This window comes from Parabacteroides timonensis, assembly GCF_900128505.1.
Lineage (GTDB): Bacteria > Bacteroidota > Bacteroidia > Bacteroidales > Tannerellaceae > Parabacteroides > Parabacteroides timonensis.
In genome coordinates this window covers 1,387,935-1,401,970 of the sequence record NZ_LT669941.1, presented here as the reverse complement: position 1 = coordinate 1,401,970, position 14,036 = coordinate 1,387,935, and the positions used below count along the sequence as shown (strand labels likewise).

The following is a 14,036-nucleotide window of genomic DNA, read 5'->3' as shown; positions in this document are numbered from 1 at the left end:
GAAGTTCAAATCTGTCACAAAAGCGCGCTTTTACCTGTCACGTTGAAATTAGTAACTAAAAAGCGGAAAAAAATGAAAAAACGTAAGGAAAACATGACGCCGGATTACCGGAAGTCGGGCTACCTGAAAGTGGGTAGAAGCGTGTTGCGGGCTTATTTTACAGGAGGACGTGAGTTGAGCGAGATGGCAAAGGTATTGCTTTGCGTGGAAACCTTCGCTTATTTCAGCGAAGGACAGATCTGTCTGAACGATCAGGTTTTCTTTTGCCATCCGGGTGAGTGGATCACCACCTATACCGAAATCGAGGAACTGACCGGGATTGACCGGCGAGTGGTAAAAAAACATCTGGTCAAATTGGAACAACAACATTTCCTGATCCTGTCGGATATCGGTTTTTACAAACGGATCGCTCTGGTGAACTACGAGCAATCGGTACAGGTGCAACATTCCGTCTCCCCTGTCGATGCCGGAAATCCTACCGACCCGACTGAATCTGGCAGTAGCATATGGGATATGGCGAATAATTTTTATAACCCTTACAACGGTCAGAAAGGAGTGGTGAACTGATGGGAGAAGCACAAAAAACTAAACGGCAAATCCTTCCGAACGTAAATCTACCGATGGAGCAGGCGGTGATAGCCGGTCTATTGACTGCGCCGGATGCCGTCTTCGATGTGGCTGACCGTCTGCAGGCGGACATGTTCAGCGATCCGCGAAACGCATTTGTTTACCGTGCCGTCTTGTCGTTGGTCGAAAAGGGAATAGGAGTCGATATGCTGACGGTGGAGAATGAAATGTCGCGGTTGGATAACGGTTTGTACCAGCAGCTGAATGGCTTGTCGTTCCTTTCAGAAATGCTGTTGGATGTCCGCAGCGATGCCCATATCCGCATTCATGCCGACGAACTGGTTCGCTGTTATACGTTGCGCCAACTGGTTAACGGACTGAAAAAGAAAGAGACGGAGGCCCAGTTGCCTTCGGCCGATGTGGCGGAGTTGTTGACGGGAGTGGAGGAGTTGGCCGGTTCGCTGCGCAACGGGATGGCACATGTCTCTTCGATGGAAGAGGCCGGAGGGGTGGCGGCACGTGTATTGGAACAGTCGTACCGCGAACAAACGGAACGCGAATCGGGAATGATTACCCGCATCCGTTCGGGATTGTATGATTTGGATAAGCTGACTGGCGGACTTTATGAGGGCGAACTGACGGTGATCGCCGGACGTCCTTCGATGGGGAAATCGGCGGTTGCTCTGTGGATGGCGCTTTGTATGGCACGTCAGGGAAAAGCGGTAGCTTTCTTCAGTGTGGAGATGGGGAAGGAGGACAATGCCACCCGTTTACTGTCGATGGTGAGCGGTATCGATGCCGACCATTTGCGCTTTAAAGGAACATCGGCCTCCGACCGTGTACGATTGGAGGCAGCCCGTAAAGAGTTGGAACGTTTGCCGATTACGTTGGAGTATTGTGGTTCAGATACGATCGAAGATATACGTGCCAAGGCACAGTCGCTAAACAAACATGGCAAACTGGATGCCATGTTTATCGATTACCTGAACCTGATCAATATCGTGGTCTCGAAGAACCTATTGCAGGAAACAACCGATCTGGCGCTGGGTAATATCGCCCGTAAGGCGAAACTGATGGCCGAAGAAATGGAGATCCCGGTCATCCTATTGGCCCAGTTAAACCGTGAGGTCGACCGTCGGCAGGGACTTCATCTTCCAGTTCTGAGTGATTTACGCAATTCGGGTGCGATCGAACAGGTGGCAGATGTCGTGATATTCGTTTACCGTGCCGAGAAATACAATATTTTTTATGATCCGAAGACAAAGGAAGACTTGCACGGCATCGGTCTCCTATTAGTGGCTAAGAATCGTAACGGGGCGACCGGAGTAGCAAAATTCCGGTATAATCCGGCAATGACTTGTCTGACGGATTATGATCCGAGGGTGATATGAATTAGAAAGAATGTAATTGTAGTTTAAGCAAACTTATATCTAAACTCCGTAATACATAGGTTAGTGAATGGAAAGAATATGATTTTATAAATAATTAAATTAAATGAAATGATACAAAAAAATTTGATTTATGATGTTGGGATGTGCAATGGTGATGATACTAATTTCTATCTCAAAAAAGGGTTTAATGTCATTGCTTTTGAAGCTGATCCTGAATTGGTCGCATTCTGCCGGGATAGATTTAGTGATGCTATAAAAACGGGGCAGTTGATTATAGTTGAAGGTGCTATAGTTGATACGGAGGTAATGACAGAGAGTACTGATAAAGTGACCTTTTTTAAAAATAAAGGGAACAATCAATGGGGAACTGTTTGCCAGAATTGGGTAGACAGAAATGAACGATGTGATAAACCGAGTTCTATTATAGAAGCTTCTGTTATCGATTTTGCAGCATGCTTAAATAGATATGGAATTCCTCATTATTTGAAAATAGATATTGAGGGCATGGATGTTCTTTGTCTGAAAGCACTACTTTCTTTTTCAGAAAAACCAAATTATATTTCGTTGGAATCGAATAAAGTCGACTTTGAGGCTTTAAAAAGAGAATTTGATCTGTTGTGTAAATTGGGTTATAATTCATTTCAAGTAATAAATCAAGCGGAAATTCCTTATTCAAAAACTTCTTTTATTACAAAAGAAGGAATACATGTAGAACATGTATTCACAAATGCTTCATCCGGACTTTTTGGAAATGATTTACCAGAATATGGCTGGATAGACAGAAAGAAAGCTATACAAAAATATCGTTGGATTTTTTTGAAATATCTCTTATATAAAGATGACAGATTTTATAGATGGCGCAAATATCTGCTTGGTAAAATTTATTATCGTATACTAGGAATTTTAATTTCTTCACCGGGATGGTATGATACGCATGCCCGAAGATGATATGAACCTTAAAGATAAAATACTATCAATTGCAAGACTGGAAGAGGTGGTAGGGCGTTATCTGCCATTACAAAGAGGTGGTTTTGCAAAAATAATATTGGGGCTTTGTCCTTTTCACGACGACCGTCATCCTTCGCTGCATGTGAATGTGAAAGAACAGTACTATAAATGCTTTGCCTGTGGCGAAGGGGGCGATCTGTTCAAATTCGTTGAAAAAATGGAGGGATGCAGCTTTCAGGAAGCGTTGAAGAAGCTGGCCGATTGGTACGGATTGTCGGATGAGGGTGACTACCGGCCGGTAAAATATCCTCCGGTAGCGAAAAAGAAACAATCGGTACCGGGTGAGTTAGTAAGTCCGTTTCATATAAAAAATCTGCTTCGCAACCACCGGATGATGCTCGATTGGCTGGAAGAATATATTCCGGAAGAGGAGCTGTTGCGTGAAACATATAAGGGCTTTGAAGTAGGAATCGGCCCTTCTTCCTTGCCTCGCGATTACAGTAATTTTTGCAACCGCCTAATCTTTCCTATACGCAACGAACGGGGTGATCCGGTAGCTTTTGCCGGTCGTTACCGGGGAGAGACAAAAGGTGCGGATATCCATAAGTATGTTAATTCTTCCGATAGTCCGGTGTATCATAAAAGTGAGATATTATATGGTTTGTATCAGGCCGGTGAAGCGATCCGCCAACATGGTTTTGTTTATGTCACTGAAGGCTATAAAGATGTACTGGCCATGCATGCGACCGGTTTCCGGAATACGGTGGCATTATGCGGAACTGCATTGACCGAACAGCATGCTTCTTTGCTCTGGCGGTACACCCATTGTGTTCTGATGATGCTCGACGGCGATCGCGCCGGACAGGTGAACGGATTCAAAGCGGCTTGCTTTTTATCGGGAAAAGGTTTTTCAGTGGGACAGATCCTTCTGGAACCGGGGCACGATCCGGATTCCCTGTTGGCAATGCTAGGCGCGATAGAGTATGTTGGTTATATAAAGAAAGCGACCCGCTTCAGCCGTTTGGAAATTTACGAAGCTAATTTATTGAGGCAGCTCAGGCAACTGTTGGCAGAATTGCGCCTGGCTCTAACAGTAACGGAACGTACAGAGTTACTGGCGCGTATGTTACCTCTTCACAAACGTCTGGCGAAAGTAACGCTTTTACTGGCGCATTCGCCGGTATTGAGGGCCGATTGGCTACTGGATTAAATTAAATACTATAAAATTATGATTGTCGATAAAAAACGTAAAGTAATCTACCTGCATAACCCAAAATGCGGTGGAACATTTCTGAGAGATCTTTATATTGAAAAATATGGAAACACCGAAGCGACAAAATGGTGGAAGTTATATACCTGCAAATATGGAACGGATCTGGGGCATATCACTTATGATGATTTACCGAGTTTTGTTCCAGAATGGGAAGAGTATCGGATTGTTGTAATGATACGTAATCCTTATAATCGCTTTTATTCTGCAGTAAAAGAATTAACACAGAAATTAAAAAGTTGTATTGGGGGGAGATGGTATAAAAAGTACCCAAAGATTATAAAATGTCCAAAACTTATTAAGTATGAATTTATAGAATCAAACTGGCTAAGAAAAATATATCTACTCACGATATGTCCCGAGACATATCGTTTACGGAAGCTTAGTATGGCTTCCGTAAACGATATTTGTAATAAAATATTTTATGAACGTTCCGAACAAGATTATTTTATACATAATAAGAGAATTCCCTGGTTAAATCCTCAAAGTTATTTTTTAGGAAAAAATGTTGAAATTTTCCGATATGAATCTGAAAGCGATTGGATAAAGTTACTGGAAATTTTTGAATTGTCCGAATACCGAAATCGATTATTGATTGCAAAAGATTATGTGATACCGGAAGACTTCCGTGAGATGATTAAGAAAGTATATCCGGAAGATCGGGAATTATTTCTGATGTATTGAATTCCAAATTGATAAATATATATAAATGAAAATTATTCATGTAATAAACTCTATGAGCAATGCCAGTGGAGGGCCTTCACGTACAACTCTATTGACGTTGCAGGGTACAAAAGCACTTGGAATGGATGTGAGGGTTTTGACAAATTCACTGGGGCCGGATGATGAGGCCGTGTCGGAGGATCCTTCCATCTGTTACCTCCCTCGTCCTTGTTTACAGGATAAATGTAGGGGATATGCTAAGGTAATTCCCTATGAATTGGCTAAAATGGGAAGAGCAGATGTTTATCATATTCAGGGAATATGGTTGTATTCGAGCTATATAACTGCCAGATATGCCCGAAAGCAGGGAGTTCCTTATGTGATTACTTTGCATGGAACCCTGTATCCGGAAGCATTGAAACAATCCTTTTTTATAAAGAAGACTTCTTTATTCTTATATCAACGTCGTCAATTGCAGCAAGCTGCTTGTATTCATGCAACTTGCATGGAGGAGATGGAACATTACCGGAGATTGGGATTTACCAATCCGGTGGCAGTTGTCCCTTGTCCGATGGAATGTGACGATAAGGTTGAGTCTGTTTCTCTGAAAGATGTGAAACGTATCGGTTATCTGGGCCGTGTACATCCCCGTAAAAGGATAGAAAAATTAATCGATATCTGGTCTCGTTTGAATGAACCAGGTGAACTCCTGATAATGGGTGATGGAGATCCTTTCTATATGAAGTTCCTCAGGAAAGAAGTGGAACGGTTACATTTAAAAAAAGTACGTTTTGAAGGATTTGTTACAGGAGAAAAAAAGAATCGTTTGCTGGCTTCTCTCACTTGCTTGGTTGTTCCCAGTGATTTTGAAAATTTTGGAATTATAACACCTGAGGCTTTGCTTCAGGAAATACCTGTCATAGCGTCGACTGGTTCTCCCTGGCAGGACCTGGAAACACACCAGTGCGGCCGATGGGTAAAAAACGATCTTGATGCCTTGACCACAGCAGTACGGGAGGTTTTATCTCTGGATGAAGAAGAGTTACAAGCAATGGGAAAACGGGGACGCCAGTTGGTCTTGGATAAATATTCGGTGGATGTCGTATCCCGACAGATGAAACGGCTGTATACCTGGGTTGCCGGGCAAGCTGATAAACCTGAATTTATATATGATTGATTAAACCTAATAGTGATAAATATGAACAAGTATGAATTGGCAAAAGTAATTGCAAGCCGCATGTCAGTGACTGTTACAGAGACCTTGTCTTTTATAGATACGATGAGTGAAGTGATCTGTGATTCGATCACCCATGACGAATCTGTTTTGATACAAAATTTCGGTCATTATGTTCCTTGGGAACAGTCGGAGCGTATGGGACGTAATCCGAAAACCGGTCGGGAATGTAAGATTCGGAAACGTATTAGTGTGAAATTCAAACCGGGCAAAGGGTTAATTGAAAAAATAAACGGGAAATAGTAAGGTATGAAAGAAATTAAAGAACTGTTTTTAGGTTGGATATTGAGCTGTATGTTGCTCTCCTGTGGCTCAGTAAAGGACATCGCGTATTTGCAGGGAGATAAGTTACTGGCTAAAACTGCTATGGTCGATACCTTTTACCTGAAGATACAGAAAGACGATTTGCTGGATATTTCAGTTAGCTGTGTGGACCCAGAGTTACTACGTCCCTTTCTGCAATACGGAAATGGTGTTGATGGTGGTGGAAGTAATTATGGATATTCCGGCGGGAATAATAATAAGGGGTATTTGGTGGAAGTGGACGGTACGATCAACTTTCCATTGCTAGGGCGAGTAAAAGTGGCTGGTTTGACCCGACGGCAAGTGGGAGATTTGATTCAGAGTAGACTGGAAACAGGAGGATACATGAAAGACCCGATCGTGATGGTTCGTTTTCTTAATTTCCGTATCTCTATACTAGGAGAGGTTGATCGTCCTGGTACTTATCAAATATCTTCTGAACGTATAACGTTGTTTGAAGCACTCAGCCTGGCGGGCGATTTGACCATTCATGGGCGTCGTAACCGAGTGGCGGTTATCCGGGAAACAGACGGCGTACGTACCATCTTATATCATGATCTTCGATCGAGGGATATTTTTCAATCACCAGATTATTTTCTGAAGCAGAATGATATGGTTTATGTAGAACCTAACCGTGTTAGAGCAGAGGCAAGCGCGGGACAGTTTACAAGTGTCGGAACCTGGACAGGACTGGCCTCTCTTCTGATTAGCGTCAGTATTTTGCTATTTAAATAAAAGTGTATGGAAGAACAAACTACTTATACGGAAAAATTAAATCTGGTCAATGAATTTAATCTCCGCACTATTTTAGATGTATTACTCACCAAATGGAAATGGTTTGTTTTATCTGTTTTTCTTTTTGCGGTGGGGGCTTATGTTTGTATGAGGACTATACCTGTTATTTATGAACGGGAGGCTGTCGTCCAGTTGAAAAATAAGGTGAAAGCAGAAGAGGCTTTTAGTGAAAAACAAATGTTTGAAGACAGTGAAAGTAATAGTATAGAGGGAGAGGCTTTGATATTCAAATCTCGAATATTGATGCGTGAGGTTATCCGTAGATTAGGGTTGGAAATCGGCTATTCGGTGGATGATGGCCTTAAAATTAAAGATTTATATACGGATATGCCAGTGAAAATCAGCTTTCCTGATTCAACTTTTACCCAGCCTGCTTTTTTTTCGATTATCCCTGTTGCAGATGACCGTTTTAGAATAAAAAGTTTAGAGGATGATCCGGATGGGGTTATGGAATATACTTTCGGAACGCCGATAGATAGTCCGATCGGGCGGATGATGGTGGATAGAACCCCTTCATTCAATAATGAATGGCTGAATGAAGAGATACAGGTTTCTTGCTGGGATTATGAGTCGCTTATATCTTCCCTGTTAGGCCAGTTGGAAGTGAAGCGCAGTGTTAATGATGCCAATTTATTGACATTGACTTATCTGGATACGAATCCGGAAAGAGGAGACGATATACTGAATACATTGGTCGGTGTATATGTGGATGAATCGTTGAAGGATAAAAACCGGATCATACAGAATACAGCTATATTTATTGATGAACGATTAAAACTGATCAATGAAGAATTGGGAAATGTAGAGAGTAACATTGAAGATTACCGGAAACAGAACCGATCGGCTGATCTTGGTATAGAAGCTAAACTTTCGCTGGAAAGTCGGAATTTCTATGATCGTCAGGTGACCGAACTGAGTAATCAGAAAGAATTGATTGAACTGGTTCAACAATATTTACACGATCCATTGAAGAAAGAAGCCTTGCTCCCTGCTAACACAGGATTGTTGAGTATTTGGATAGGAGGATTGATCGATAAATATAACGCAGTATTATTGGAACGGGATAAACTGATGGAAAGCGGAGGTGCTAATAATCCGGTTGTCAGAATATTGAATGGTGAAATAGCATCTTTACACAAGGGAGTTGGTCAAAGTCTGAGAAACGCAAAAGAGGAGATTAATTCGAAACTGGAATATGCTCAGCGGATGCAAATGTTGGAAGCCGGTAAGATCAGTAGTATTCCGACCCAACAGAAATATGTACTTTCAGTAGAGCGACAGCAGAAAATAAAAGAAGAATTATTCCTCTATCTATTGAATAAGCGGGAAGAAAATGCATTGACATCTGCTACATCCGAGAGTAATCTTCGTATAGTGGATCAGGCATACGGGGTAGGAACAGCCGGTGTTAGTCCTTTGGTGGTCTTATTGGCAGCCATACTTGCCGGTCTGGTTGTACCGGGGTTATTTTTCTATCTGGGTCCAATGCTGAATGTCACTGTACGTGGACGGAAAGATATTGAAGACAATCTGAGTATTCCATTTCTGGGAGAAATACCACATAACCGGAAAAATGAAGAAATGGTGATCGGTAAACAACGGAGGAATGGAGTTTCCGAAGCATTCCGTATTGTGCGGAGCAATATAGATTTCATGTTGGATAAACAGAACAAATCACAGGTTTTGATGTTGACTTCATTTAATCCGGCTTCCGGGAAATCGTTTATATCCTATAATTTGGCAGTCTCTCTGGTATTGGCAGGGAAACGGACAATTTTGCTGGAAATGGATATCCGTAAGGGTTCTAAGAAAGATAAGGATGGGAATGTATTGCCAGGTCTGACTAATTATTTGTCAGGAAAGATAACGGACCCGACACAATTGATACATCCCCATATCGGATTTGAAGAACTGGACGTGATTGCTTCCGGCCCTGTACCTCCCAACCCCGCAGAGTTATTGCTGGGGCTGTCTTTGGATAAATTGATTGGGGTGTTGAGAGATCGGTATGACTATATCATTATCGATACGGTTCCTTACGGCATGGTGGCCGATGCACAAATTGTCAGCCGTGTTGTCGACCTCTGTATTTATGTCGTACGTGAAGGATTAATGGATCGTCGACGGTTGCCGGATGTGGAGAATTTATATACTGGAGGTAAGTTACCGCATATGTCTGTATTATTGAATGATGCCCGTTATAAACATGCTGGTTATGGGTATGGCTACGGGTATTATGGTTCTGGATATGGTGAAAATTATTATGGATATCAATAACAACTAATCTTATCATGAAAATAAAAACATTCGTTATTAATCTCGAGGTGTCGAAAGATAGAAGAGAATATGTGATAGCTGAAACAGCAAAATATCCTTGTATGGATGTAGAGTTAGTGAATGCTGTTTACGGTAAAAAAATGTCTGTAGAGGAAATAGAGGGCCTTTTTGAATGTAAACGGTTTAAAAGTAGGTATTTGCGTGAACCTATGCTTACAGAAATAGGCTGTACTTTAAGTCATAGAGAATGTTACCGGAGGTTATTGATTTCGGAAGAACAATATGCTTTAATACTCGAAGATGATGTTCGTTTTTGGGATTCAGCTCGTATGGAATTTGTATTGTCTGAGATAGTAAAAAGAATATCAGAGGAAAAAGAAGCTTGTGTCGTCACTCTTGCCAGACATTCACATTACTACCCTCGCGCACGATACAAAATTGATAACTATTCTATCTTCAGAATATGGAGAGCTTGTGGTACGTGTGCTTATTTGATAAATAGACAAGCGGCACACATTTTATTAGCGACTCCCAAAGCTTCGATCTATGCAGATGATTATGAATATATGAATGAGAAAGGAATTTTGGTTGAGGGTATTTATCCAACATTTGCAGTCGGTAAGTCGGAATGTGGAGAAATAGAAAGTGAGGTTGCCTCTGAATTAGAATACCCTGTGGGGGGAATTGACTTGCCGTTAATCGATCGTTTCTGTTATTTGTTGAGAAATAGAAAAAGAAGTTTATTAAGAGCTATAGGAGTATTACGCTTAAGGGGAATGAGAAAAAATGTTAACCTGTAATTATAAGAATATACATGCGAAAAAGAGTCGTAATTATCAATAAATACGGCGCATTACATCCTTCGGCTACCGGACGTCCGATTCGTAAACTTGCGGATTTTTTATGGAAAAACGGAGTCGATGTGATTGTACTTTCTATTGATGCTTCTTATAAAGGACAGATTTCTGGGCAAGATGAGAAATTACCTTATCGGACGATCGAATTGCCGGATTTTTATAGTGGTGTTAATAAATGGCTTCGTTTATTTGGTAATCTGGTGGATGGTTTCCGATTAATAACTTATTCAATGTTGTTGCCGCGCCATCAATTGAAAGTGGTACTGACCGATCCTTCTTTGATCAATGCTTGGGCTATTTTATTCCGTCCGTTTTATCGAAGTCAATTAGTTTTTTGGACAATGGATTTATATCCTGAAGCATTTGTTTCTGCTGGCCTCGTGTCATGTAAAAATCCTGTTTACCGGGGAATAGCTTCTTTAATTTATGATCATGTTCCTGACTTCTTAATAACATTAGGCGAGCAACAATATCGTTATTTGTGCCGGCAATATAACAAATCTTCTATTCCTCATATAGTGTTGCCTTGTGGGATATGTTCTATCGAAAGAGCGAATATCCCTTTTTGGCGAAAAGATAATCAGGATAAGATTGTTTTTTGTTATGCAGGGAATATAGGAGAAGCTCATAATGATATATTTCTTTTGGAGTTAATTAAGCAGTTAAATCCTAAAAAATATTTGTTTTTACTTCGTTTATATGGGGCAAAGGCACAACGGATCTTGAAAGAGGCGGCCATGTCTGAATCGGTAATTGTACTTGATTATATTGCTCCGGTAGAATTACAGTTTGTAGATATATGTGTGGCTTCCTTACTTCCTTCCTGGAATCATGTTTGTGTGCCTTCGAAAGTGGTTAGTGCGATATGTTCCGGGATACCTGTTTTATATAATGCAAATGAGGAATCAGAAGGTGCTTATATGTTTAGTGATGCGATTTGGCTGGTTTCAAATTCTGAAAATGTAAAAGAAAATATAGCCGTTTTTCTGGAAAATCTTTCTGATGAAGATATTCTGCTTAAAAAGAAAGCAGCCGGAAAATATACTCAAAGTCTCTTGAAAATGGAGAATGATAATCTATCCGTTTTGTTGGAAATAACTTAGATAAACAAAAACAAATGAGTATGAAAATAACAATAATAACCTCTCCTTTTGGATATGTACCTCCTCTAGGGATTGGTGCAGTAGAGAAAATCTGGTACGATCTATCGATAGAATTTGTAAATAAAGGAAATCAAGTGAAAATTATTTCAAAACGACCAGAGCACGAGGGATATACAAATAATCTATTAGATAAAAATGGAATAAATAATATTTATATCAAAGGTTACAAAAGAAAAAGATCTGTGTATTTGGACTTGATATTTGATTTTCTGTATTCAATTAATTCTCTTATGAGAATTGAAAAAACAGATATATTGGTAATGAATACCTTCTGGACCCCTTTCTTATGTAGATTTTTTAAAAAAAAGTATAAGGTTTCAATCTATAATGTTGCTCGTTTTCCTAAGAATCAATTTAAATATCTGTCCAATGTCGATAAATTAGTGGCATGTGGTTCAATGATTGGTGAAGCAGTGATAAAACAAGCTCCGCGACTACAAAATGTGTGCGTAATAAATAATCCTGTAAATCAAAATATTTATTATTATACATCTATCGGAGATATAGAAGACACTGTGCATGTAGTTTATACCGGACGATTACATCCGGAAAAAGGACTGTTTAACCTGGTAAAAGCTCTTTCTTCATTATCGGTTGAGAAAAAGATAAAATTATCTTTAATTGGAACCAATGATATACGGAGAGGTGGAGGAGGAAAGGAATATTGTAATGAATTAAAAAAGTATGTAAAAAACTTTGAGTTGGATTTTGTAGGAGAAATATCTGATCCGACTTTGTTAGCTCAATATATGCGGACTGCACATATATATTGTTATCCTCCGCTTCCGACAACAGGTGATGCGATGCCTTGTGCTCCTTTGGAAGCTATGGCGTTGGGATTACCGGTTATTGTATCGGATATCCCCTGTTTCGACGATTATGTGTTTCATGAAAAGAATGGCATAAGATTTAATGTAAAAGAAAATGCTGTTGAGAACTTAAAAGCCGCGTTGGAGGATCTGATAGAAAATGCTTCCAAGCGTCGTAAATTAGGCTTATATGCAGCGGAAACAGCCAAGCAATTTTCTTGTCCTTGTATAGCAGATCGTTTTTTGGACTTGTTTATGATATTGTGTGATGGGGAAGGTTTGGCTGAAAATTGAGTTCCAAAAAGATTCGGCTACTACCTCTTGGTCTGTAAAAGAGGCATTAGGGATACGTCTGTGGCATTTTACCTGGTTATTATTATGTCGTTGGACTCCGAAGAAACTAAATTTCTGGCGACTTTTTTGGCTTCGGATATTTGGAGCAAAAGTAAAAAAGGTTTTTATTTTTTCTTCGGCTCGTATATATGTCCCTTGGCATTTGGAAATGAAGGAAGGAGCTTGTCTCGGTCCCAACTCAGAAGTCTATAATTTGGGACCTGTCTGTTTCGGTGAATATTCCGTTTTGTCCCAGTATTCTTATATCTGTAATGGCACACATGATTTGTCAACGTTAAGACTCCCTCTGATGGTAGGACGAATAGATATAGAACCTTATGTTTTTATCGGAGCCAAAGCATTGATATTACCAGGTCTTACTATTGGAGAAGGTGCTGTTGTCGGTGCTGGAAGTGTAGTTACCAAAGATGTGGAGGCATGGACTATTGTCGGAGGAAATCCGGCCAAGTATATAAGGAAACGAATAATGAATGAGATATGCTAGACTTATCAGTGATTATTTTGACTTATAATGAAGAAATTCATATTCGTCGTTGTTTAGAAAATCTAAAGAATTTGGCGCTGGATATCTATGTAATAGATTCTTTTTCAACGGATCGTACGTTGGAGATTGCAAAGGAGTATGGTGCTGTGATCTTTCAAAATAAATGGGAGAATAATTATGCGAAGCAATTCAACTGGGCATTGGAACATGCTCCGATCCGAACGAAATGGGTACTTCGGTTGGATGCGGATGAATATTTACTACCCGCATTGATAAAGGAGTTATCAGAGAAAGTTCCATTTTTACCGGAGAATATATCAGGTATTGTTTTTAAACGACGTCACTACTTTTTGGGGAAATGGATGAAACGAGGAATTTATCCCGTTTATTTGCTTCGTATGTTTCACTATGGTAAAGCTATTTGTGAGCAACGACTGATGGATGAACATATTCAGTTATTGGACGGAACAACAGTCAATTTTGAAGGAGATTTTGTAGATCATAATTTGAATAACCTGTCATGGTTTTGCAATAAGCATGTAGGTTATGCAGTTCGTGAAGCTGCAGATTTATTGGATATCGAGTTGGATTTATACGGTGTATCTCGGTCTGATGATCAAAAACAATTAACAGCTCAGGCTATGGATAAAAGGCAAATAAAACATCGTTATGTGCGTATGCCTCTTTTCTGGCGTGCATTTATTTATTTCTGTTATCGTTATTTTCTTAAAGGTGGTTTTCTGGAAGGTCAAGAAGGTTTTTTATGGCATTTCCTGCAAGGGTGGTGGTATAGGACATTGGTGGATAGTAAAATCTTTGAAATAAAGCGCGTCTGTGGTGGGGATAGGGAGAAAATCAAGAAGCATCTGAGTGATGTTTATAATTGCCGGTAAGTATAGTTAAGTAATAATGAATTAATAA

13 protein-coding genes and 1 pseudogene are annotated in these 14,036 nt (G+C 40.2%); all 14 read left to right on the top strand.

Features of this window, described 5'->3' with window-relative positions:
* The first annotated feature begins 72 nt into the window (after window positions 1-72).
* Window positions 73-567 (top strand): hypothetical protein, encoded by a 495-nt coding sequence (locus BQ7394_RS13365; protein WP_075557894.1) that lies wholly within the window; start codon window positions 73-75, stop codon window positions 565-567.
* Window positions 567-1,958, top strand: coding sequence for a replicative DNA helicase (locus tag BQ7394_RS13360; RefSeq protein WP_075557893.1), 1,392 nt, complete (start codon window positions 567-569; stop codon window positions 1,956-1,958). The genes BQ7394_RS13365 and BQ7394_RS13360 overlap by 1 nt, the downstream gene beginning before the upstream one ends.
* A gap of 108 nt (window positions 1,959-2,066) precedes the next feature.
* Window positions 2,067-2,906: an FkbM family methyltransferase gene (locus tag BQ7394_RS13355; RefSeq protein WP_082211911.1), complete on the top strand. Its 840-nt coding sequence runs from the start codon at window positions 2,067-2,069 to the stop codon at window positions 2,904-2,906.
* Window positions 2,884-4,116 carry a DNA primase gene (locus tag BQ7394_RS13350; RefSeq protein WP_235848743.1) on the top strand — a complete coding sequence of 411 codons (1,233 nt, stop codon included), beginning with the start codon at window positions 2,884-2,886 and terminating at the stop codon, window positions 4,114-4,116. Before BQ7394_RS13355 ends, BQ7394_RS13350 begins: the two co-directional genes overlap by 23 nt.
* A gap of 18 nt (window positions 4,117-4,134) precedes the next feature.
* Entirely contained in the window at window positions 4,135-4,860 is a 726-nt protein-coding gene (locus BQ7394_RS13345; RefSeq protein ID WP_075557892.1) for a sulfotransferase family 2 domain-containing protein, read from the top strand.
* Between the two features lie 25 nt (window positions 4,861-4,885).
* Entirely contained in the window at window positions 4,886-6,016 is a 1,131-nt protein-coding gene (locus BQ7394_RS13340; RefSeq protein ID WP_075557891.1) for a glycosyltransferase, read from the top strand.
* Between the two features lie 21 nt (window positions 6,017-6,037).
* The gene (locus tag BQ7394_RS13335; protein WP_075557890.1) at window positions 6,038-6,316 is read left to right on the top strand and encodes an HU family DNA-binding protein; all 279 of its coding nucleotides are present in this window, start codon (window positions 6,038-6,040) and stop codon (window positions 6,314-6,316) included.
* A 6-nt stretch (window positions 6,317-6,322) separates the two neighbouring features.
* The gene (locus tag BQ7394_RS13330) at window positions 6,323-7,111 is read left to right on the top strand and encodes a polysaccharide biosynthesis/export family protein (protein WP_075557889.1); all 789 of its coding nucleotides are present in this window, start codon (window positions 6,323-6,325) and stop codon (window positions 7,109-7,111) included.
* 6 nt (window positions 7,112-7,117) lie between these two features.
* On the top strand, window positions 7,118-9,448 hold the full coding sequence (locus BQ7394_RS13325) for a GumC family protein (protein WP_075557888.1): 2,331 nt from the start codon (window positions 7,118-7,120) through the stop codon (window positions 9,446-9,448).
* Window positions 9,449-9,462: 14 nt separating this feature from the next.
* Window positions 9,463-10,248, top strand: a complete 786-nt coding sequence (locus tag BQ7394_RS13320) for a glycosyltransferase family 25 protein (protein WP_075557887.1) — start codon at window positions 9,463-9,465, stop codon at window positions 10,246-10,248.
* Window positions 10,249-10,370: 122 nt separating this feature from the next.
* Window positions 10,371-11,408, top strand: coding sequence for a glycosyltransferase family 4 protein (locus BQ7394_RS13315; RefSeq protein WP_139317709.1), 1,038 nt, complete (start codon window positions 10,371-10,373; stop codon window positions 11,406-11,408).
* Between the two features lie 20 nt (window positions 11,409-11,428).
* On the top strand, window positions 11,429-12,571 hold the full coding sequence (locus BQ7394_RS13310; protein ID WP_161951797.1) for a glycosyltransferase family 4 protein: 1,143 nt from the start codon (window positions 11,429-11,431) through the stop codon (window positions 12,569-12,571).
* A gap of 379 nt (window positions 12,572-12,950) precedes the next feature.
* A pseudogene (locus BQ7394_RS26640) lies at window positions 12,951-13,094 on the top strand (DapH/DapD/GlmU-related protein); the annotation flags it as partial.
* A gap of 14 nt (window positions 13,095-13,108) precedes the next feature.
* Window positions 13,109-14,008: a glycosyltransferase family 2 protein gene (locus BQ7394_RS13300; RefSeq protein WP_075557883.1), complete on the top strand. Its 900-nt coding sequence runs from the start codon at window positions 13,109-13,111 to the stop codon at window positions 14,006-14,008.
* Window positions 14,009-14,036: the final 28 nt, after the last annotated feature.

What these genes read in the sequence shown, in the direction of transcription:
- BQ7394_RS13300 (WP_075557883.1), top strand. Translation starts at nt 13,109, where the DNA reads ATGCTAGACTTATCAGTGATTATTTTGACTTATAATGAAGAAATTCAT.
- BQ7394_RS13335 (WP_075557890.1), top strand. Translation starts at nt 6,038, where the DNA reads ATGAACAAGTATGAATTGGCAAAAGTAATTGCAAGCCGCATGTCAGTG.
- BQ7394_RS13355 (WP_082211911.1), top strand. Translation starts at nt 2,067, where the DNA reads ATGATACAAAAAAATTTGATTTATGATGTTGGGATGTGCAATGGTGAT.
- BQ7394_RS13325 (WP_075557888.1), top strand. Translation starts at nt 7,118, where the DNA reads ATGGAAGAACAAACTACTTATACGGAAAAATTAAATCTGGTCAATGAA.
- BQ7394_RS13360 (WP_075557893.1), top strand. Translation starts at nt 567, where the DNA reads ATGGGAGAAGCACAAAAAACTAAACGGCAAATCCTTCCGAACGTAAAT.
- BQ7394_RS13310 (WP_161951797.1), top strand. Translation starts at nt 11,429, where the DNA reads ATGAAAATAACAATAATAACCTCTCCTTTTGGATATGTACCTCCTCTA.
- BQ7394_RS13330 (WP_075557889.1), top strand. Translation starts at nt 6,323, where the DNA reads ATGAAAGAAATTAAAGAACTGTTTTTAGGTTGGATATTGAGCTGTATG.
- BQ7394_RS13320 (WP_075557887.1), top strand. Translation starts at nt 9,463, where the DNA reads ATGAAAATAAAAACATTCGTTATTAATCTCGAGGTGTCGAAAGATAGA.
- BQ7394_RS13350 (WP_235848743.1), top strand. Translation starts at nt 2,884, where the DNA reads ATGATACGCATGCCCGAAGATGATATGAACCTTAAAGATAAAATACTA.
- BQ7394_RS13365 (WP_075557894.1), top strand. Translation starts at nt 73, where the DNA reads ATGAAAAAACGTAAGGAAAACATGACGCCGGATTACCGGAAGTCGGGC.
- BQ7394_RS13345 (WP_075557892.1), top strand. Translation starts at nt 4,135, where the DNA reads ATGATTGTCGATAAAAAACGTAAAGTAATCTACCTGCATAACCCAAAA.
- BQ7394_RS13340 (WP_075557891.1), top strand. Translation starts at nt 4,886, where the DNA reads ATGAAAATTATTCATGTAATAAACTCTATGAGCAATGCCAGTGGAGGG.